Annotated in this window: 16 protein-coding genes; 9 read left to right on the forward strand and 7 right to left on the reverse strand. The window is 47.4% G+C overall.

Annotated elements, in window-relative coordinates; translation table 11 throughout:
* Window positions 1-88 precede the first annotated feature (88 nt).
* Both QUB11_RS21075 and QUB11_RS21080 read left to right on the forward strand, forming a co-directional pair.
* On the forward strand, window positions 89-301 hold the full coding sequence (locus tag QUB11_RS21075; RefSeq protein WP_006631308.1) for a helix-turn-helix domain-containing protein: 213 nt from the start codon (window positions 89-91) through the stop codon (window positions 299-301).
* A gap of 142 nt (window positions 302-443) precedes the next feature.
* Entirely contained in the window at window positions 444-638 is a 195-nt protein-coding gene (locus tag QUB11_RS21080) for a hypothetical protein (protein WP_333055355.1), read from the forward strand.
* Window positions 639-717: 79 nt separating this feature from the next.
* Here QUB11_RS21080 and QUB11_RS21085 read toward each other — a convergent pair whose 3' ends face one another.
* From QUB11_RS21085 to psaA, 5 genes are all read right to left on the reverse strand, one after another.
* Window positions 718-1,254 (reverse strand): hypothetical protein, encoded by a 537-nt coding sequence (locus tag QUB11_RS21085; protein ID WP_333199431.1) that lies wholly within the window; start codon window positions 1,252-1,254, stop codon window positions 718-720.
* A gap of 2 nt (window positions 1,255-1,256) precedes the next feature.
* A complete protein-coding gene (locus QUB11_RS21090; RefSeq protein WP_333199433.1) occupies window positions 1,257-2,612 on the reverse strand; it encodes an AAA family ATPase in 1,356 nt (451 codons plus the stop codon).
* A 242-nt stretch (window positions 2,613-2,854) separates the two neighbouring features.
* On the reverse strand, window positions 2,855-3,940 hold the full coding sequence (locus tag QUB11_RS21095) for a DMT family transporter (protein WP_333199435.1): 1,086 nt from the start codon (window positions 3,938-3,940) through the stop codon (window positions 2,855-2,857).
* Window positions 3,941-4,026: 86 nt separating this feature from the next.
* Entirely contained in the window at window positions 4,027-6,255 is a 2,229-nt protein-coding gene (gene psaB / locus QUB11_RS21100) for a photosystem I core protein PsaB (RefSeq protein ID WP_333103716.1), read from the reverse strand.
* Window positions 6,256-6,365: 110 nt separating this feature from the next.
* Window positions 6,366-8,660, reverse strand: coding sequence for a photosystem I core protein PsaA (psaA, locus tag QUB11_RS21105; protein WP_333199437.1), 2,295 nt, complete (start codon window positions 8,658-8,660; stop codon window positions 6,366-6,368).
* Window positions 8,661-9,421: 761 nt separating this feature from the next.
* On the opposite strand from psaA, the gene QUB11_RS21110 reads away from it, so the two are divergent.
* From QUB11_RS21110 to rppB, 6 genes are all read left to right on the forward strand, one after another.
* On the forward strand, window positions 9,422-11,050 hold the full coding sequence (locus QUB11_RS21110) for a hypothetical protein (protein ID WP_333199439.1): 1,629 nt from the start codon (window positions 9,422-9,424) through the stop codon (window positions 11,048-11,050).
* Between the two features lie 83 nt (window positions 11,051-11,133).
* Window positions 11,134-12,102 carry an arsenosugar biosynthesis arsenite methyltransferase ArsM gene (gene arsM / locus QUB11_RS21115; protein WP_333199441.1) on the forward strand — a complete coding sequence of 323 codons (969 nt, stop codon included), beginning with the start codon at window positions 11,134-11,136 and terminating at the stop codon, window positions 12,100-12,102.
* 391 nt (window positions 12,103-12,493) lie between these two features.
* Window positions 12,494-13,153, forward strand: a complete 660-nt coding sequence (locus tag QUB11_RS21120) for a hypothetical protein (protein WP_333199443.1) — start codon at window positions 12,494-12,496, stop codon at window positions 13,151-13,153.
* A 106-nt stretch (window positions 13,154-13,259) separates the two neighbouring features.
* Window positions 13,260-16,409, forward strand: coding sequence for an efflux RND transporter permease subunit (locus tag QUB11_RS21125; RefSeq protein WP_333199445.1), 3,150 nt, complete (start codon window positions 13,260-13,262; stop codon window positions 16,407-16,409).
* On the forward strand, window positions 16,406-17,119 hold the full coding sequence (gene rppA, locus QUB11_RS21130; RefSeq protein WP_333199447.1) for a two-component system response regulator RppA: 714 nt from the start codon (window positions 16,406-16,408) through the stop codon (window positions 17,117-17,119). Before QUB11_RS21125 ends, rppA begins: the two co-directional genes overlap by 4 nt.
* A gap of 1 nt (window position 17,120) precedes the next feature.
* Window positions 17,121-18,452 carry a two-component system sensor histidine kinase RppB gene (rppB, locus tag QUB11_RS21135; RefSeq protein WP_333199449.1) on the forward strand — a complete coding sequence of 444 codons (1,332 nt, stop codon included), beginning with the start codon at window positions 17,121-17,123 and terminating at the stop codon, window positions 18,450-18,452.
* Between the two features lie 260 nt (window positions 18,453-18,712).
* Here rppB and QUB11_RS21140 read toward each other — a convergent pair whose 3' ends face one another.
* Entirely contained in the window at window positions 18,713-19,189 is a 477-nt protein-coding gene (locus tag QUB11_RS21140; RefSeq protein ID WP_333199451.1) for a DUF2726 domain-containing protein, read from the reverse strand.
* Window positions 19,189-19,899: a hypothetical protein gene (locus tag QUB11_RS21145; protein WP_333199454.1), complete on the reverse strand. Its 711-nt coding sequence runs from the start codon at window positions 19,897-19,899 to the stop codon at window positions 19,189-19,191. The genes QUB11_RS21140 and QUB11_RS21145 overlap by 1 nt, the downstream gene beginning before the upstream one ends.
* Window positions 19,900-20,194: 295 nt before the next feature.
* Between QUB11_RS21145 and QUB11_RS21150 the strand changes: the two genes are divergently transcribed.
* On the forward strand, window positions 20,195-21,835 hold the full coding sequence (locus tag QUB11_RS21150) for a thioredoxin-like domain-containing protein (protein WP_333199456.1): 1,641 nt from the start codon (window positions 20,195-20,197) through the stop codon (window positions 21,833-21,835).
* Window positions 21,836-22,179: the final 344 nt, after the last annotated feature.

Here is a 22,179-nt window from a genome sequence, read left to right on the forward strand (position 1 = left end):
GTCGATCGGCCTTTAGTTTTCTACGCCGGAGGGCGATCGCTTTTTCAGATGCAATTATCTTAAAACGCAACTGCATTATTTGTCAAGCATGGGTTTAGTCAGAGTTAAAGTGCGAGAGCTAGCGGCCGAGAGGGGCTGGACATTCAAGGAGGTGGCGGAGCGATCGGGCGTGATCTATAGCACCATAACCAGCTATGCTCGTCGTTCAGAAATATCAATGGTTGACTTTACCGCCCTGTACAAGTTAGCGCGGGCATTTGATGTGATGATTGAGGACTTGGTGGAGATTATTGAGGAATAGGTCGATCGGCCTTTCCACATTTCGACGATAAACCATTGTATTTCGTCTTGTCAAGACGCGCTTAAGCATTTTGCATCGCAGCTAAAAGCTCAGCTTAAAGGTGCTAAGATTTAGTCAAAGTTGTTAATCTCCGGTTAGTTTTGTGACTAGAGCCAGTACCGCCATTGGAGTCAGCCCCATAATTAAGGAACTTGTGCAGAAAAAGGCGCTAGCAACCCGACTAACGCTGAAGGAAATCATCTATGTCGGGATGCTGGCGATTGACGAGTTGGACGAAAAGCGCCTGCAAGAGTTGGCTGACAAGGTGCATCAGATGCAGGTGAAAGGGGAGATTTGAGGCGATGAGGGCGATCGCCATTTTGGTGAAGTGAGGTTTGGGGCGATCGCACTTCTCAAAACTTCAAGAACTGGCGAGCTTAGCTTTTTGATTGCTTGTATGCTCTTAGCCAATTTAAGCCCCGCTTAGCACCTAGTTTTTTCTGCATATCTTCCAGAGAACTGTAAACACGCTTATCGCGGATCAGCTTTGCGTATCCATCTTTAACTCCAGGGATTGAGGTAAGGTCAGATTTTGGATTGTTAATAAAATCCAAGAAATCTGTAACGTCTTGAGGCTCAACCACTCTTTGATTCAGCTTTGACTGCAAAACAGCTTGTTCAATCGCTGATTCTACTTCTGGTTGTTTGGCTGCAATTAGAAATACCCAAATTCGCTCAAGCTCTGCTTCAACTGCTGCTTCATAGATTGGTAGCCCAGTTAGCAAGTGGTATTTGTCTTCCTCATCAGTAATACAAACGATTGGCAGGGCTAAGTTAAATTCCCACACCTTCAAGCTTTCGGAAACTTTTTTTAAATCAGACTTTGAAGTTCCCGATTTTTCTTGAGAAACCTCTATCTGATTTAAAACCACAAGGCTAGGCTGACTCTCAATCCCTTTATAAAATTTTACCATTTCTACATTCCTACTGAACTTTCAATCTGATTGATTCTTAGCACTATTTCTTGGGTTAAGGCGGAGAATTGCTTTGCAACTTCGGCTGCTCCTTTATTATGTTCAGCAAACAAAGAAATAGGCTGACGAGCTTGAGATGCTTGACCAACAGCAGTAGCTCTCTTTATTTCTGGCAGAATCGTGATCCCCTGAAATCTTTTCTCTACTGACTGCTTAATTGTAGTATGAATTTTCACATTTTTTTCTGTCATCATTGGTACAATTCCCAGAATAGCTCCCCGCTTTCCCATTTCATCTTGAACTTCTCTAGCTCGTCCGATTGGAGTTCTGATGCCATAGACTGAAAGATATTCCATCTGGGATGGTATCACCACATATTGAGCTGCATAGAGTCCATTACTAGCAATTGTAGTAGCGCTTGGCGGTGTATCAATAACTACATAATCGTAATCATTAGCTATACCGGATTGTCGCAAAGCCTTATCTAGCCGCTTTTCACGAATACCGCCCAAGTTGGCCAGAGCAACATCTGTAGTTTTGTAGCTACTGGGTAAAACATCTATTTTCCCAAAACTCTTTGTTTTACGGAAAATTTGATTAATTGGGGAAATCTGTATATATTCTTTGTAGTTAAAACTTTTGGTGTCATAGTCTTTCAAAAACTCTATAACTTCTTTTCTATCCTGAAAAGAATCCAAAACTTTGTCAAATTCTTCTAAGGTTGAAGCTTTGTCAAATTCGTCAGCTTTGTTGACTCCCAAGGATAGGCTTGCATGAGCTTGATCGTCTAAGTCAATAACTAAAACTCTGTTACCTAATTTTGCCAGCTCATAGGCAATGTTGACAACTAAAGTAGTTTTACCAACCCCGCCTTTGGATGTATGAATTGCAATTGTACGCATTTTAACTGTATCCAAAAAACTTCTAACGAAATTTGCTACTGGTTGAATTTGTTCTGGGTTTTCTATATTGTCCTTACACTTTAGAGTCGCGAACCCTTGTGTATATTCGTAAATCTCCACTGAAAATGGGTCAATCAGTATCCCAAATCTTGTATTAGAATATTTCAGATACGTTTCTAATTGAAGGCGAGCTTCCGCATCAAGTCTAGTTTTAGCCGTCTTAATTTCAACCAAAAAGTTAATATACCTACTCAAGTCTTCTACTAAGAAATCAACTTCTTTTTGAGTCCAAACTATCTGACCATTGGCAGTCAGCTTAGGTATTTTAACCTTAAACTCTGGAATCCAGTGAGAATAACTACTCTTGCGAGGCAAATCCGCCATTTCCAGCATTGTCTGAACCAGATGCAGAGACACATAAGCCTCATTATTCCAGTCAGAAGACAGTTGAACCATGTTGAAAACTCAGGCTTTTTTCTATTATTACCCAAAATGAGGTTTAGAGGATAGATCGCACTTTTATTCCCGCTTGACAGACTCAGCCAACCGCTTAGCATTCTCCCGCTGACGAACATTAATCGGACTATTGCGAATATCAACTTCTAGGGTTACTTATTGTAACTAAGAATCTGTAGTATGTTCCAATCCCTTTTAAGTTTTGACTCGATCGCCCCTTAACTAAGGCTGGGTATTCACCATTAAATCCCTTTGAATCCCACCTCCATATCCATCTCTTTTGCCGGACTTACAGGAGGTTGAGGGGTGGGTTGGGTTTGCTTGCGAAAAACGCCAATTTGATTGAGAACGATCCCGATTAAAATGATGCTGCCGCCGATGTATTGAGCTGTTGTGGGCGTTTCCGATAAAATCAAATAGGCGGCTAAAATCCCCGCGATGGGACTAAACGAACTGGCGAGGGATACATCGGCAGCGCCCGTCGTTTTTAGTCCGGTAAACCAGCACAGTTGTCCGCCAACAACAATAATCGCACCATAGACGAGCATCCACTGCCAGAGGAAGGGCGCAAAAACATCGATAAAGTGGGTGGGAGTATATAAGATTAAAACGACAATAAAGAAAACAACTGTTCCCAGTGTTGTTCTGATAATAGAGAACAATCCTAACGGAATTTGTTTGAGCGTGACTTTACTAATAATCGTCGAAATGGCTAACGCGATCGCCCCGGATGCTGCCATGAATTCGCCTCTGCCGATCGTCAATCCGCCCATGCCCATCATATCGGTAGTCGGGGCTTGCAATACAATAGTCAGTGCAACACCGACAAACGAAACCATCGCCCCCGCAATCACCCAAAGATTGACGCGATCGCCCAAAATTAGAATGGACAGCGCTAAAATCAGAGGCGGCTCAATGCGTCCAATCAGTACCACATTATTGACAGCGGTTAAATCCAATGCCATAAAAGTTAAGGCTGGAGCCAATGCCCCAGATAGCAAAGAAATTCCCATCAACCCCCACCATGTTTTACTGGGAATCGATCGGAAATTTTGCACTGTACATTGCTGGCGATAAACCAGGAATAAAACTGCTAACGCGCAGAGATTCCCTACAAATAAAACATTACAAAGTGAAATCAAATTTCTGCCGTCTATCGGGTTCTGCGCTCCTAAATCGGTCAGTTTGCGAATGACAGAGTTAGAGGCAGCAAAAATGAGGATTGCTAGTAATAAATAGGTTCGTCCAGGGATGCGGTTGAATAATTGAGACACGATAATATCAACATGAATATATAATGGCATATCTTCTTTATACCACTGTTGCATAGGCGGTAATTGACACAAATATAAAAAAAATCCCCCGCTAGAAGGCGGGGGATTTTAGTTAATTACCTAGAAACCAGAGTTCAGAGTTACCCGAATTTCCCGGCTGTCGAGGCAATTACAAAGGCCGCGTAAGTGAGGACGTTGCCCACAGTAAAGTGAACTAAGCCAACCAAACGACCTTGGACGATCGACAAAGCAACAGGCTTGTCTTTCCAGCGAACCAAGTTAGCCAAAGGAGTGCGCTCGTGAGCCCAAACCAAAGTCTCGATCAACTCTTGCCAGTAACCTCTCCAAGAGATCAGGAACATGAAACCAGTTGCCCAAACAAGGTGTCCGAATAAGAACATCCAAGCCCAGACTGACAAGTTGTTAGTACCATACGGGTTGTAACCGTTGATCAACTGAGAAGAGTACAGCCAGAGGTAATCGCGGAACCAGCCCATCAGGTAGGTAGAAGACTCATTGAACTGAGCCACGTTACCTTGCCAGATGCCCAGGTGCTTCCAGTGCCAGTAGAACGTTACCCAAGCTAGGGTGTTCAACATCCAGAATACAGACAGGTACATCGCGTCCCAAGCAGAGATGTCGCAAGTACCGCCACGGCCGGGGCCGTCGCAAGGGAAAGCATAACCGAAGTCTTTTTTGTCCGGCATCAGCTTAGAACCGCGTGCATCCAGAGCGCCCTTGACCAAGATCAAGGTGGTGGTGTGCAAGCCTAGTGCGATCGCGTGGTGAACCAAGAAATCGCCAGGTCCGATCGCCAAGAACAGAGAATTAGTACCGCTGTTAATCGCGTCCAACCAGCCTGGGAGCCATACGTTGCCGTAGTTCGGCCAAGCGGTAGAAGCAATGCTGTCAGGGTTAGACAACAGCACGTCCATGCCGTAGAGAGCTTTTCCGTGAGCAGCTTGGATGAACTGTGCGAACACTGGTTCAATCAAGATTTGCTTTTCAGGAGTTCCGAAAGCAACTACAACGTCATTGTGAACGTACAAGCCGAGAGTGTGGAAGCCCAAGAACAGCGACACCCAGCTCAAGTGAGAGATAATCGCTTCTTTGTGCTGCAACACGCGATCGAGCACGTTGCCTTTGTTTGCTTCAGGATCGTAGTCCCGCACCAAGAAGATAGCTCCGTGGGCGAAAGCGCCGACCATGATGAATCCAGCAATGTACTGGTGGTGGGTGTAAAGCGCAGCCTGAGTCGTGAAGTCCTTACCTATGAAAGCGTAGGGAGGCATCGCGTACATATGCTGTGCTACCAAGGAGGTAATTACGCCCAAAGCAGCGAGGTGAAATGCCAGTTGGAAGTGCAGCGAGTTGTTGTAGGTTTCATACAAGCCTTGGTGAGGCAAGTTGAACTGTCCTTCACTCTTGCCGCCGACCAAACCAGCCTTAGAATCCAACATCTCTTTGATGCTGTGACCGATACCGAAGTTAGTCCGGTACATATGACCGGCAACGATAAACAGAACTGCGATCGCCAAGTGGTGGTGAGCGATGTCTGTCAGCCACAGGGATTCTGTTTGAGGGTGGAAGCCACCCAAGAAAGTCAGAATTGCGGTTCCAGCGCCTTCGGAAGTACCGAAGACATGGTTTGCTGCATCTGGATTCTCGGCGTATACGCCCCAGTTACCACTGAAGAACGGAGCCAAACCGGCCGGGTGAGGCGGAGTAGACAAGAAGTTGTCCCAACCTACGTGCTGTCCGCGAGATTCGGGGATAGCAACGTGAACCATGTGACCAGTCCAAGCCAAAGAGCTGACACCGAACAAACCAGCCAAGTGGTGGTTGAGGCGAGATTCAGCATTTTTGAACCAAGACAAGCTGGGGCGGTACTTGGGCTGGAGGTGCAACCAACCTGCGAACAGGAAGACAGCCGCCAGTAGTAGCAAGAAGATAGCTCCTTGATACAGGTCGGCGTTTGTCCGAATCCCTTGGGTGAACCACCAATGGTAGACACCAGAGTAAGAGATATCCACCGGGTTAGAAGCGCCGCCTTGAGTGAAAGCTTCTACTGCTGGAGCGCCGAATTGCGGGTCCCAAATCGCGTGAGCGATCGGGCGGACGTTTAGAGGGTCTTTAATCCACTGTTCAAAGTTACCTTGCCATGCTACGTGGAACAGGCTGCCCGATGTCCACAAGAAAATGATTGCTACGTGGCCGAAGTGAGAAGCAAAAATCTTTTGGTAAAGATTTTCTTCGGTCATGCCATCGTGGCTTTCAAAGTCGTGTGCTGTGGCAATCCCGTACCAGATCCGCCGTGTGGTCGGGTCTTGGGCAAGGTCTTGGCTAAATTTTGGAAATTTCGTTGCCATAAGCCTTGATTAATCCTGAATCCTGAACAAAATTGAAGGGATTCGGTTCGGAGTTTGGATTCTCGATTTGAGATTCCTCCCAAATCGAGAATCCAAAACCTAGGGGTAGTTTACCCTACCGAAATGATTCGCGCTAGGAAAAATGCCCACGTAGTGACAATTCCTCCTAGGAGGTAGTGAGCTACACCCACAGCCCGACCCTGAATAATGCTCAGAGCGCGAGGCTGAATCGACGGAGCTACCTTGAGCTTGTTGTGAGCCCAAACAATCGACTCAATTAGTTCTTGCCAGTAGCCGCGGCCGCTGAACAGGAACATCAAGCTGAAGGCGAAGACGAAGTGTCCAGCTAGGAACATCAGACCGTAGGCCGACAGTGCCGAACCGTAGGACTGAATCACCTGAGAAGCTTGCGCCCAAAGGAAGTCCCGCAGCCAGCCGTTAATCGTGATCGAACTTTGTGCGAAGTTGCCGCCGGTAATGTGAGAAATTGTGCCGTCTGGCGATACTGTTCCCCACACGTCCGACTGCATTTTCCAGCTAAAGTGGAAAATCACGATCGAGATGCAGTTGTACATCCAGAACAAGCCTAGGAACACGTGATCCCAACCAGAAACTTGGCAGGTGCCGCCACGGCCGGGGCCGTCGCAAGGGAACCGGAAGCCCAAGTTGCCTTTGTCAGGAACCAAGCGAGAACTGCGTGCAAACAACACGCCCTTCAAGAGAATCAGGACTGTAACGTGAATGGTGAAAGCGTGGATGTGGTGGATCATGAAATCCGCCGTACCCAACTCGATCGGCATCATCGCTACTTTGCCGGCGACTACTACTGCACCGCCGCCAAAAGCGTGGCTAACGATTTCCGTAGCATTAGGCGCTGTTGTGCCCGGAGCCAAAGCGTGGATGTTTTGCACCCACTGGGCAAATATCGGACGCAACTGAATCCCGGTATCCGAGAACAAATCTTGAGGACGACCGAAAGCCCGCATTGTGTCGTTGTGAACGTACAAACCGAAGCTGTGGAAGCCCAAGAATATACAAACCCAGTTCAGGTGGGAAATGATCGCATCTCTATGACGGATCACGCGATCCAACAAGTTGTTGACATTTCCAGCGGGATCGTAATCCCGAACCATGAAGATTGCTCCGTGAGCGGCTGCTCCAACAATCAGGAATCCGCCAATCCACATGTGGTGGGTGAACAGGGATAGCTGAGTCGGGTAGTCGGTCGCGATGTACGGATACGGAGGCATCGCGTACATGTGTTGGGCGACGATGATGCTCAAAGAGCCCATCAGTGCCAAGTTAATCGACAGTTGCGCGTGCCAAGAATTAGTCAGGATTTCGTAGAGACCTTTGTGACCTTCACCAGTGAAGGGGCCTTTGTGGTTCTCTAGGATTTCTTTCATGCTGTGGCCGATGCCCCAGTTCGTCCGGTACATATGACCAGCGACGATGAATAGCACTGCCAAAGCTAAGTGGTGGTGTGCTGTATCAGTCAGCCACAAACCGCCTGTGGTGGGGTTCAGACCGCCTTTGAAGGTCAGGAAGTCTGTATATGCGCCCCAGTTGAGGGTGAAGAAGGGGGTTAAACCTTTAGCGAAACTCGGGTAGATGTCAGCCATCAAGCCCGGTGTCAAAATCCACTCGTGCGGCAGGGGGATGTCGGCAACTGTTTTGATCAGCTTACCGCCGACTGTCAGCGGTGCACCTGCATCGATCGCGTCCATGCAAGCATTGATCGGCAGAGCAACGTGAATTTGTTGTCCTGCGAAGCCCAAGCACCCGCAGCCTAACAAAACTGCCAAGTGGTGGTTCATCATCGATTCCACGTTCTGGAACCATTCCAGTTTCGGAGCGCGGACGTGATAGTGGAACCAACCGGCAAACAGCATCAAAGCTGCCATTACCAGGGCGCCGATCGCAGTGCAATATAGCTGGTATGAGTTAGTGATGCCGTTGGCGCGCCACAGTTGGAATAGACCAGAGGTGATCTGAATCCCGTGAAAGCCGCCGCCTACATCTGCATTTAAAATTTCTTGACCAAAAATCGGCCAGACCACTTGAGCGCTGGGCTTGATGGCTGTAGGATTTGTCAGCCAAGCTTCGTAATTGGAAAATTTAGCGCCGTGGAAATATGCGCCACTCAACCATACGAAGATTACTGCCAAGTGGCCGAAGTGAGCGCTAAAGATTTTGCGCGAAACGTCTTCTAAGTCACTTGTATGACTGTCAAAGTCGTGAGCGTTAGCGTGGAGGTTCCAAATCCAAGTGGTGGTTTTTGGCCCCTTAGCTAGAGTGCGATCAAAATGACCGGGTTTTGACCACTTCTCGAAAGAAGTTGGAACCGGATTTTTATCGACTACTACCCTAGCTTTTACCTCTCGCTCTGGAGGACTAATGGTCATGAAGACTCTCCTCTCGGTAAGACAAGGAACGAGAACTGAACACTGTACCGGACACTCCCCACGCTTGATTAGGCGGGGGATTCTCGAAAAAGCCGACACTTCACTGCACTTTACTCTTTGCAGAGCTAGACGCAGGTGCATCGTCTCCCCAAGCATTTTGCTTCTGTGAAGAAGCCAGTTTCCCAGTGTCGCTAACAATGTGACTGGGTACTGCCAACTCTTCTCGCTATCTGGAGCCGCCGATCGCCTCCTTGATTCTGACTTGATACGGCTGCTCCTTTTGAGGGAGTTTTATGAATTATAAGCTTGCTAGAGGAGTATTAATCGCTTGTTAACAATACTTAAAAAAGCCTCTATTCTTGATGTAATAACGCCTTTAAATCCCACAGTCGCTCTAAAAAGTCAAGGGGTACTGCCATTAACTTTACAAAACTCAAAGATAAGGTAATTTAGGAATACTCATTTCTAGATATATAGCCTTTCTCAGTAACATGAGGTGCTCTCGCGGGCATAGGGCATAGGCCTCCGTGGGCATAGGCCTAGGCCTAGGACAAAGCCCCCATACCTCACCACGCTTGAGAACCGCTATATGTTTTGGAAAAAGGCTGCGGCAATTAAGAGTGGGAGAGGATGGGTTGCCCGCTGCTGCCTCAATCCGGGTTCCTACGCGACTTGGGAATTCCAAAGCCGGCAATTCCCCAATACTAAATTCATTTTTGGGCTATAGTTCCCTATGAGAAGGCTTCTAGGAGTATGGTTGCGTGATTGGGATCAATTGGCACAGAACGGTTGCGGGCAGGCTGCTGGCATTGTTCGCAGTAGCATTATTAATTTTGGGTTTAGCAAGTTGTGGGGCGGGCCATCCCGAATTGCCCAAATCAGGGAACAAGAGCGGCTCAGCTACCGCCCCAGTAAACAGAATCTCAGAGGTTTCTCCCCCAGAAGCCATTCAACAACTGCGTCAGGCTCTAGACATCTACCAGCCTCAAATTAGTATTTTGAATCCAAAACCTGACGAAGTGCTTCAGGATATAAATGTGTCTGTTGAGTTCCAAGTGAAGGACTTGCCCATGTTCAAAGAGGCAAACTTGGGTTTGGGCCCCCATCTACAAGTTTTATTAGACAACCAACCTTATGCAGCAGTTTACGACATCAACCAACCTTTAACGCTGTCGAATTTAGAACCCGGAACCCATACCCTGCAAGTGTTTGCCGCTCGCCCTTGGGAAGAAAGCTTTAAAAACCAAGGTGCCGTGGCTCAAACCACCTTTCACGTTTTTACCAAAACAGACGACAATAATCCCGATCGAACATTGCCCCTATTAACGTACAACAGCCCCCAAGGCAGCTACGGGGCAGAACCCATCCTGCTCGACTTTTACTTGACAAATGCCCCTCCGCACGAAGTGGCGCAAGAAAATTCCCAAGATGAAATACTCGATTGGAAAATTCGAGCCACAGTCAACGGCCAAAGCTTTGCGATCGACCAGTGGCAACCTATATATCTTAAAGGATTCAAACCAGGGAAAAACTGGGTACAGCTAGAATTAATTGACGAACGGGGAAATATCGTCAAAAACGCCTTTAATAATACAGTCAGACTGATAAATTTCCAACCGCTCGGCCAAGAGCCTCTTTCAAAATTAGTGCGGGGCGAACTAACAGCAGCAGAAAGTCGCGGTATAGTCGATCCCACCTACCAAGCCCCCGCACCCACACCAACCCCAACCCCCGAACCGACACCGACACCTGCATTAGAAAAAACACCAGTTGTCCAACCCTCACCAGCGGTTCCAGAAACCCCTGTTACCCAACCAAGCTTACAGCCAACAGTCGCTCCCGAAATTGCTCCCATTCAAGTAATAGAACCGACACCGACAGCAACCCCCCAACTCGAAGCGCCGAAAATTGTAGAACCAATTCAAGCAATAGAACCAACACCAACAGCAACCCCCCAACTCGAAGCACCGAAAATTGTAGAACCAGTTCAAGTAATAGAACCGACACCGACAGCAACTCCACAGTTAGAAACCCCGAAAGTTGTTGTACCCGTTAAAATAATCGAACCGACCCCAACAGCATCTCCCCAAACCAAAAAACAGGAATATAAAGGATACTACAATCGGTTCCGCAACTTCTTGCATCAAGAACCCCAACCTGCTAATCCTTCAGAGCCACCAACTCTGCCAGAAATAACAGAAAAAGCTCCAGTACCAAAAGTAGTCGCTCCCGCGATACCAGAACAGTCTCCCAATCTTGTACCGCCAACGCCACCAGTTGCCGCTGAAACTGCTAGCCAGCCAACCAGCGAATTAGCCCCTCCCGAACCAACAGTTTCCGAACCCGAAAATCAGCCAAAATCCGAACAAAAAGTCGAATTTTCCACCTAACAAAAACTTTCTGGGATTCGTGGCATGGGCGTCTCGCCCGTGCTCCATCTGCGGTCAAAAATCAAAAATTAGCACACTAAAAAATGACCTACCTCGAAACAGCCGCCAAATTCTACAGCGATGTTGCCGAAACACCCCAAATCGGACTTTGCTGCGTCCAAAGTAGCCCCTTGCAATTGCCAGGATTAAAAATTCCCCAACAAATGCAAGAAATGAATTACGGCTGCGGCACAACCGTTCACGCCGCCGAACTCGTCGGCAATCCCTTCGTGCTTTATGTAGGTGTAGGCGGCGGCTTGGAAGCACTACAATTTGCATATTTTTCTAGACACAAAGGAGCGGTTATTGCCGTCGATCCGGTTCCAGCAATGCGAGAGGCGGCTGCACGAAACTTGCAAATAGCCGCTCACGAAAATGATTGGTTTGATCCGAGTTTTGTAGAAATTTGTGAAGGCGATGCTTTTGCGTTGCCGGTGCCGGATGCTTCTGTAGATGTTGTGGCCCAAAACTGCTTGTTTAATATCTTTGAACCAGCGGATTTAGCTAAAGCATTAAAAGAGACTTATCGAGTGTTAAAACCGGGTGGCAGATTGTTGATGAGCGATCCGATCGCAACTCGGCCCATTCCGCAGCATTTGAAGGAAGACCAACGCTTGCGGGCCTTGTGTTTGTCCGGCGCTTTGACATACGCAGAATACGTTCAACACCTTGTAGACGTTGGTTTTGGGCAAGTCGAAGTGCGGGCGCGCCGTCCTTACCGATTGCTGGATAAACACAATTATCAATTGGATGCAGATTTGCTGTTAGAAAGCCTAGATTCGGTGTCTTTCAAAGTGGATGTACCGGATGACGGAGCTTGCATTTTCACTGGCAAGACGGCGATTTATACGGGGTCTGAAGAGCTGTTTGATGACGGGGCGGGTCACGTTTTGCAGCGGGGAGTTCCGGCGGCTGTCTGCGATAAAACTGCTGGAAAGTTGGGGGGATTAATGCCGGATAAGGTGTTGATTACTGATTCGACTTGGCATTATAACGGCGGCGGTTGTTGTTAGATTTATTTCGCAATAATGTGGCTGTAATCTTTGGGGAATAGAGCGTTTCTCAAAGAAGTGAGGTGTGGGCGCTTCCTATGCCCTCTTTGCACCTCATGTTAGTGAGCAATGGTATAAGCTGTCGCGCATTTGAATTGTATATTCAGGGCGGGCGGGACGCCCAACCATACTCCCCACAAGACTTTGATTTTTTTTGACATACAATTTAAAGGCCGCAACAGCTTAGAGGTCTCTAATTTTAGACTTCGCCTCAAATTTTCATCAAATTTTTATTTCCCCCTGACATCCTAGCGGGAGAAGGTTCACAACTCTGAAGTAAGGAATAGATTGCTCTTGAGAGGAGTGGCTGTCTTCATCACCCCCGTTCGCTAAATGTGAGGAGGAAATTTCCATGCTATCGAAATCTTTAAATTCAAGTTCATTATCGATCGTCCGTTACGGGTCTAGTTTTGTTTTGGGATTAGTTTTGTGCACGGCTTCGGCCCCGGTGCTGGCACACGTTGGGCATGACAACGAGTTTGCAGGTGGCGATGCGGCGAAGATTATGCAGCCGATCGAAGTTGATGCCAGTAAAGCAACCGCATTGGGAATTAAGACAGAGGCAATTGCCCCTACAACCGATGGAGGTATTCTCAAAGTTCCCAGCACCAGCTTAGTTGATGCCAATGGGCAAAAGCTCGTCTACATCCAGGAAGGAACAACCTACAAACCAATCTCAGTTCAGATTGGTAGCGACTCTGGAGATGTGGTGGAAATTAAAGAAGGCAATTTAGTTCCGGGAAATCAGATTGTGATGCAGGGGGCAACGTTTTTGTACTCGGAGGCATTGCGAGGTAAACCGCAGGCCCAAACCCAGGCATCACCCGCTACATCGCAAGTAGAAACGCAAGCATCACCCGCTACATCGCCAGCAGAAACGCAAGCATCGGCCGCTACATCGCCAGCAGAAACGCAGCCTGCTCAAGGATCGTCACCTTTGATGTGGGTAGCAGGCGCAGGAGTTTTACTGATGGGTGGATTCGCCCTCTTTGGGTTAAAAGGCAAGGACTAATAGACATTCAAAAACCAAGATTTTTGGTAACAGTCGATCGCGACGGAGTAAAGATATTTACTCCGTCTCCTAAAAACTTGCCTAATGCTATCCAAATTTCATTTTTATGTTAAACGTCATCCCCAAATGGTCTATTGCTCAACGATGGTTAGTGGTGATCGGGGCGATCGCCCTAACCATCTGGAGTACACATACTGTAAGTCGAATGCCCCTCGACGTGTTGCCCAACTTTGCGCCCCCTCAAGTAGAAGTACAGACAGAAGCCCCCGGTCTTGCGCCGGAAGCAGTGGAATCCTTGGTGACGTTACCGCTAGAAAGTGCGGTAAACGGAACACCAGGAGTTGAAGTCGTCCGTACCTCCTCAGCCGTAGGAATTTCTGTATTGCGGGTGGTGTTTAAATGGGGTACTGACCCCTATCAAGCTCGTCAACTCGTGGCAGAGCGCTTGCAGGACGCGCAAGACCGACTTCCAGAAGGCATAGGTACACCGCAGATATCGCCCTTAGCTCCCCCCATTGGGACGGTGATTCAATATGCGTTCACGTCTGACACTACATCGATCATGGAAGTGCGACGTTTGGTGGATGGCAAAGTCAACAATCGGTTGTTGGCAGTTCCAGGCGTATCGCAAGTGCTGGTTTACGGCGGAGATTTGCAGCAGTTTCAGGTGATTGCGAATCCTGAAAAACTCAAAGCGTTGAAGGTTTCGCTACAGGAAGTCGTCAAGGCGGCAAACGAGGCAAATGCCAAAACTGCCGGTGGATTGTTGATTGACCCCGATCGCGAATTGGTCATTCGGGGAGAGGGACAAATCCAGACGATCGCAGATTTGCAAAAAGCTGTGGTCAAGGTGCAGGAGGGAAAACCCATTCTACTGCGGGATGTGGCAGAGGTGAAGATTGGGGCTGCACTCCAGCGAGGCGATGCCAGTTGGAATACTAAACGGGCTGTGGTCGTGATGGTCAACAAGCAACCTTTGGTGGATAGTCCCACCGTCACGCAAGCCATCATCGAGGCGATGGAGGAAATTAAACCAGGTTTACCCAAGGATGTAAAGGCGAATGTCACTTTCCGGCAAGATGCCTACATTGATGCCTCGGTTGGTAATGTGCGATCGGCCTTGATCGAAGGCAGTTTGATTGTCGCAGCCATCCTGATTCCCTTTCTGATGAACTGGCGCACCCTCACCATCTGTTTGCTGGATTTCTTTCTCTCGCTACTGTTCTCGCTGTTAGTGTGTTCCTGGATCGGACTGGAACTCAACACCATGACCCTCGGCGGATTGGTAGTGGCGATCGGGACAGCAGTGGATGATGCGATCGTCTACTGCGAAAATACCGACCGCCGCTTACGGGAAAATCGCCTCTCGCCCAATCCCAAGCCAGCAATGGAGATTATTTTTGAGGGTTCTCAGGAGGTGCGCGAGTCGCTGATTGGAGCGACGTTAATTGGGATTATTGTCTTTTCACCGATTTTCACACTCTCTGGGGTAGAGGGGCGGATCTTCACCCCGATGGGCATTGCCTACCTAGTGGTGGTTGTCATCTCCAGCCTGGAATCGCTGATTATCTCGCCTGCATTGTGTGCCATTCTGTTACCGCACAGCCGGATGCAGACGACAGAACCCTTCCTAGCCCGGTGGTCTAAACAACTTTACGATCCGTTGCTGCGAATGGCGATGCGTCGCTCTACCTTAATTGTAGGATTGGCCACAGCCTCAATGGTAGCGGCAATGTTGATTGTGCCGACGTTAGGACGGGATTTTCTGCCAACGTTCCAGGAACGATCGCTGATGAATGCGATCGCCCTTTATCCGGGTTCGTCATTGGAATCAACCAATCGCGTTGGCTTAGCGATTCAAACCGCCCTTAAGGATGACCCCCGGTTTGAATCAGTACAACTGCGATCGGGGCGTGCTCCGGGCGATCCGGATGCGGCATCGGTGAACTTGGCACACTTGGACGTGGAACTGAGTGAAGCAGCGATGCAAAACCGTCCTGCGGCAATCCAAGCTTTGCGCGAAGTATTGGGTCAGTTTCCGGGAGTTGCCGGCAATGTCGGTGGATTTATCAGTCACCGGATGGATGAAGTGTTGTCGGGGGTGAGAAGTGCGATCGCCATTAAAGTATTCGGCAACGATTTACAAGAACTACGGCGCATTGGAGAACAAATCGAAACGACAATGAAAGGCGTGAAGGGATTGGTAGACCTTCAGCTTGAGCCCCAAATACCGATCCGTCAAGTACAAATTCAATTTAACCGAGATGCAGCCGCCCGCTATGGATTGACGATCGCCCAATTGTCCGATTTCACGGAAACAGCCCTGAATGGTCGCGTGGTGGGTCAGGTGCCGGATGGTCAACAGTTGGTCGATGTGTTGGTTTGGGTCAACGAATCAGCCCGTCGCAATCTCAACACGATTCGCAACCTCCAAGTTAATACCCCAACAGGTCAAATCATCCCGCTTTCGCAAGTGGCAAAGGTTGACTTTGGCAATGGCCCGAACACGATTAACCGGGAAAATGTCTCACGTTTAATTGTAGTGTCAGCCAACGTACAGGGACGCGATGTTGCTTCGGTCGTCGGTGACATTCGCTCCAAGGTTAAGCAATCAGTGCAACTGCCCCAGGGCTACTATATTCAGTACGGCGGACAGTATGAGTCGGAACAACGGGCTGCTCAAAACTTCCTAATTTTCGGAATATTAGCAGTGCTAGCGATCGCCGTATTGATGTACTTCACGGTGAAATCCGTTCCTGCCATGCTGATGGTTATGATCAACTTACCATTAGCCCTGGTTGGCGGTGTTATCTCAGTCCTGCTGACGGGCGGCGTTATCTCAGTTCCGTCAATGGTGGGCTTTGTTACCCTGTTTGGCGTAGCGACGCGAAATGGATTGCTGCTTGTAGACAACTACAACACCAAACTGGCGCAAGGAATGCCGCTTCCCAAGGTCATTGTGGAAGGTTCGACGGAACGGTTGCTGGCAATTTTGATGACAGCACTCACCTCGGCATTAGGGATGATTCCCCTGGTTTTAAGCGGTGGGGCTGGTAAGGAATTGTTGCAGCCGCTAGCGATCGTCGTCCTCGGCGGACTCTTTACCTCAACTGCTCTCACCCTACTGGTTCTACCTGCATTGTATGCTCGATTTGGCAAGTTTCTAATGCCTAAACGGGTGATGAAAGTGCCCGATCTGAGAAACTACAACGTGGAGCAGCCACCAACGAAAGGGGATGAGGTAGCGATCGAATGAGAATTCTGCTGGCGGAAGACGAACCCGATTTGGGTGCCATCGTGCAACGCACCTTGAGCCGAGAAAAGTACCTAGTGGATTGGGTGCAAGATGGCACAACTGCTTGGAACTATCTGGAAGACCAATGGATCGAGTACACGGTTGCCATTTTTGACTGGTTGCTGCCGGAAATCTCTGGCGTCGAACTATGCCAACGCTTGCGCCAGCAGAATAATCCATTACCCGTTTTGATGTTGACGGCAAAAGATCGAACAGAGGATATGGTGGCAGGGCTAGATGCGGGTGCTGATGACTATCTGATGAAACCGTTTATTAAAGCAGAATTGTTAGCTCGGTTGCGGGCACTCCAGCGACGAGGACGGAGTTTGTCTCCAGAACAGTCGCCCTATTTCAATCCTGCCCAACTAGAGGTGGGGCGATTGCGGCTTGACTATACTAAATCCATCATCTTTACTACCGATGACGAAGGACAGCTAACGGTGATTCCTCTGACGGCTAATGAGTTTCGGTTACTGGAATATTTCATGCAGCATCCGAACCAAATCCTCACGCGCGATCGACTTTTGACTCGTTTGTGGGATGTTGATACTGACCCGATGAGCAATGTAGTTGCTGCTAGAATTCGTCTGTTGCGCCGCAAGCTGGCAGATTATGGCTGCGACGGGATGATTGAAACGGTTCATGGATTCGGGTATCGCTTGAGCAAGTAATATGCACTCCAACAAGCTATTTAACCGCACGCGCTGGCAACTTGCGGGTTGGTATGCGATCGTCCTGGGGTTGTTGTTAGGTATATGCGGTGTTGCAGTCTATCAGGTTGTGTTTCACACGCAGCGATACATTCTCCAGCAAAAACTACAGTCCTTAGCCGGAACGCTGCATGACACTATCGAACCACAATTACAACAACCGGGACAGCTTTCATCCAGCTTGAAAACTATTTTGCCCGGTTTGTGTCTGTGGAATGAAAACTGTTACTCTTCAGGCAATGACGGGGCGCGACATACTGCTAGGGTGTTTCAGCAGGAGGGATATTATCTCCGCTTTTTAGACCAATCTGGGGAAATATTAGCAAAGGTTGGAGAGCAGCCGGATGTATTAGAAAACTTTGCACCAAAAGAGTTTTGGCAAATTCTGCATCTTTCTAATGGCGATCGCTTTTATCAAATTTCTCTATTACTCAGAACAAACAGCGGTTTGCCTTGGGGTTATATGCAAATTGGACGATCGCTCAAAGAATGGGATGCCTATCTTAACACCTTGCGATTGTTGCTCTTTTTAGGCTTACCCTTGGTCATGCTGCTAGTGGGAGGAGCGAGTTGGTGGTTATCTGGATTAGCGATGCGACCAATTTATCAGTCCTATCGCCAGATGCAACAATTCACCTCCGATGCCGCTCATGAATTGCGAACGCCTCTGGCTGTCATTCAGGCTACTGTTGAGGATACTCGTCTGGCTGAAGATTTACCGGAGGTTAGTCAAAACCTCGATATTATCGAACGACAAAACATCCGCCTTTCTAGGTTAGTGAAAGATTTATTGTTTATTTGTAGACTTGAGCAACAACAGATTCCGACTCAATTGCAGCATTGCTGTTTCAACTATCTGATCGGCGATTTAGTAGAAGAACTTGCAGGTTTAGCAATGGTGGCTTCGGTGGAATTGAAGTTAGAAATTCGTGCTTCGCGAGCCGTTGTAATTCTTGGGGATGAAGCCCAACTTTACGGGATGGTGACGAACTTAATTACCAACGCTATTAACTACACTCCCCCAGGAGGGCTAATCCTTGCCATCCTCGATTGCACCGACAAGGAAGCCATAATTCAAGTTCAAGATACAGGTGTTGGTATCAACCCAGCCGAGCAAACGCGAATTTTCGATCGTTTCTACCGAGTGCAGAGCGATCGCTCTAGAGCTACAGGTGGGGCAGGATTAGGGCTATCGATTGCGGCTGCGATCGCAGTGGCTCATCAAGGCAGCATTCAAGTCCAGAGTGAGTTAGGAAAAGGCAGTACATTTACAATCCGTCTACCACTCAAATGAGAACAATCTTACTGCGATCGCGTCAAGATTGCCTTTGCAAGGGGAACCGCAGAATATCAATCTGTGGGTTAACTCGATCGTAAGTGCGATCGACCAGACCAAAATTAACGGAGTATTGGTTATTTGGGAAAATAACCGCAGGGAAAAGTAAAGATAAAATTTTGGAGAAGCAAGAAGAGTGTATTGTTGGTGACTCCACCCCGAAGCCATATATTAATTAGCTTGGTATTTTCGGACATAAATAACCTAACTATTCCTAGTTACCAAGCTACAGCCGGGACTTGATGCGCGACTGATTCCCTGCAATATTGTGTGATTAGTGCTTGGGCATTTTCCCGGTTTTGTCCTGTGTATAAATTGTAAACTACTTCCTCCTCTTGAGAAGAGAGATATAACAAACCCCAGTCTTTTACCCGCGAGTAAATTAAGGGAACTTTGGCAAACTCAAGTAAAGTAGCTTTTTTGCGATCGCGCTCTTTCGCTTCTGGGCTATCGTGGTATTGAGACTGAAACTCTACTACTAGGCAAGGATTGTAGTTCAAGTCTGTGATTAGAGCATCCACAGCACTGCTAAATAAAAACTTTTTTAGTTCCCAGTCAAGGTTGCTAACTTGTTCGCACATTTGGGATAAGCTCACCTGTGTATGAATTTTATAGTTGTTGCCTACACAGGTGTGAAGGAACTCAAGCATTCTTGCTTCGTAAGGGTTGACAAGTTTTTTAGCTTTTACAGACATTATTGTACCTCCATGAGAATTTTTGCAAAGTAACTAAGGAACTCTTCTAGAACTTCACTTGAATTGATAGATACTTGCCATGCGTAGGGAAACAGTTTATCGGGATTAATTATTAGATAAGATTGGGGGTCATTGCTCAAAGTATCTGCTTGAAATTCATCCAGTATCTCGCTGGGAAAAACTTCTACCCAATTTGTATATGAGTTTTCGTAATCTTTATAAGAATTTAGGTAAACATCTCCTTTGATTTCCCTCTTGACCCCTATTTCAAATTCCTCAAAAAGATGCCAATATTCTCCTTTTATGGAATTCAAAAACTGCTCTCTTTTACTAGGTAATATCCAATAACTTGCTTTTAGATTTTCACCTCTAACCACTTGTTCTTGGATGACTACATGAGACTTCATGTTGAGGAGATATGGTTCTAATCTGTCTTGGGGAATGGAAATACATAAACCCTCTTTCCGCTGAGCTAAAACAAGTTGATAGCGCTTATCTCCTTTCCTCGGGTTTTTAAGTCTGTACCCTATATATTGAGATGTGCGCTTTTCGTCAAACTTGTCATAGAAGCCCAGTTGCTTGAGTAAATTTGCAGCTAAAGACATCAAATCTTCGCCACCTTCAATCACTTGAATATTGGTTGAAATCAGGCGGGGTACGCCTTTTTCTACCTCAAAACGCTGGATGACATCATAGATAGTTTTGGACATTGGGTGATTTCTCATAACCTTAGCTAAAGTTCCTAGATATAGCTTAAGCTTGTCATCCTGAAATGTCAAGTACCTTTGATAATTTTTTTAGATATTAGGTCAAGAGGAATTTTTTGAGTATTTATACGCAACAAGGACAATGAAGCCCGATCGCCCCCCTCGCCCCCCTCTTGTCGCACTCGCATCTTGCCTATGTCCAAAAACCCTGGTTTAATCAGCTTTCTTCCCATCCTGCCAAACTTCCCGCTAAATTAAAGAAGTAAAAAAATCATTCACATCCTACCCAGGAGATGCCATGCCTCGCGTCAGAGCACCAGAATTCCCCGGAAACTACCCCTGGCTAAATACCGAGAAACCTTTATCCATTGAATCTCTCAAAGGGCGCGTCGTCCTCCTCGACTTCTGGACGTACTGCTGCATCAACTGCTTGCACGTCCTGCCCGACTTAAAATACCTCGAACAAAAATATAAAGATTCCCTCACGGTTATCGGCGTTCACTCGGCTAAATTTGAAAACGAAAAAGAAGTAGAAAACATCCGCCAAGCTATCCTCCGCTACGATATCGAACATCCTGTAATCGTTGACAGCGGCATGAAAGTTTGGCAAAGCTACGCGGTTCGCGCTTGGCCGACTTTAATGGTGATCGATCCTGAAAGTTATGTCGTCGGCTTTGTTTCGGGCGAAGGCAATAGAGAAGCACTTGACGAGTTAGTTGGCAAGTTAATTGCTGAATACAAAGACAAAAATGCACTTAACTTTAAACAACTGCGTTTTACCTTAGAAAAACAGCGCAAACCTGTATCAACACCGCTGGCTTTTCCCGGTAAAGTGCTGGCATTTGCGATCGCTGCAACGGAGGCAAAACATCTTCACCAACAGGTTGCGCTTTTGGGCGAAATGAGTCAGGAAAATGAATCTGTAGATGAAACTGTATTGCCAGGGCCTGCTAATTCAGTTATACAAAACTTAGTCGGTTCTTGCTTATTTATTGCCGATTCCGGTCACAATAGGATTGTTGTCAGCACCCTCGAAGGTGAGGTGCTGCACGTCATCGGTAGTGGCAAACCGGGTTTAGCTGATGGGGACTTTGAAGAGGCTGAGTTTTATGCACCTCAAGGTATGGCTTTTGATGCAGAAAGTCAAATTCTATATGTTGCTGATACGGAAAATCATGCTCTCAGAAAGATTGATTTTACGACTCAACGGGTGGAAACTGTTGCTGGTACGGGCGAACAAAGTCACGAAATTTCACCCCGCAGCGGCAAGGGTTTAGAAACGCAATTGAATTCGCCTTGGGATTTAGAAAGAGTTGGAAATAGACTTTTTATTGCAATGGCGGGTTCCCACCAAATTTGGGAAATGCAGTTAGACACTGGCACGATCGGCACTTATGCAGGTATTGGCCGAGAATCCTGTGTTGACGGGAATCTTGCAGAATCTGCTTTTTCTCAGCCCAGTGGCCTGTCTACGGATCGATCGGAGTTGTTTGTTGCCGACAGCGAAATTAGTTCGATTCGTGCTGTGGGTATAGATGAAGACCCGAAGGTGCGGACTGTTTGCGGTAGCGGTGAATTGTTTGGTTTTGGGGATAAAGATGGTCGCGCTGATGAGGTCAGGTTACAGCACTGTTTGGGTGTTGAATACGCTCAAAATTACCTCTGGGTGGCTGATACTTACAATCACAAAATTAAGCGGATCGACCACCGGGGCGGTACGTGCAGAACAATGATTGGAGATGGTACAGCAGGTTTGGTTGATGCTAAAGGTCTCAAGGCTCGATTTTTTGAACCTTCAGGGTTGAGTGCGATCGGGCCTCATTTGTTTGTTGCTGATACGAACAATCATGTAATTCGGAGAGTTGAGTTGGATACGCTGGAAGTCACAACTTTGGATTTCCCCAGTTTGTGCGCCCCGGATGTTTGTCTTCCTGATTAAGTCGATCGACCTTTTTCCTATTAGCCAGGGTTTTCAATTCTCCTGATTGCCCGATTGATTGTGGTAAAGTAGGGTGCTCTTCGGCGCACCTTACCACCATTTTCAAGCCAAGTAAGTTAACCTAATTATTCGCGGTGAGTGCAGTGCCTCACCCGCAATTCACTCCTGGATGGAGAACCTATATATTTAGGGTGTACGGCCAAAGAACACCTAACCGATATAAGGAATGAAAATTAAATAACTTCCACTCTTGAAAGTGGGATGGGCGTCCCGCCCGTCCAAAAAGGACGGGCGGGACGCCCATCCCACAATAACAATTAAAATTGTAAGTTATTTAATTCGCG

Origin of the sequence: Microcoleus sp. B6-A1 (assembly GCF_036705085.1) — a bacterium.
Classification (GTDB): Bacteria; Cyanobacteriota; Cyanobacteriia; order Cyanobacteriales; family Microcoleaceae; genus Microcoleus.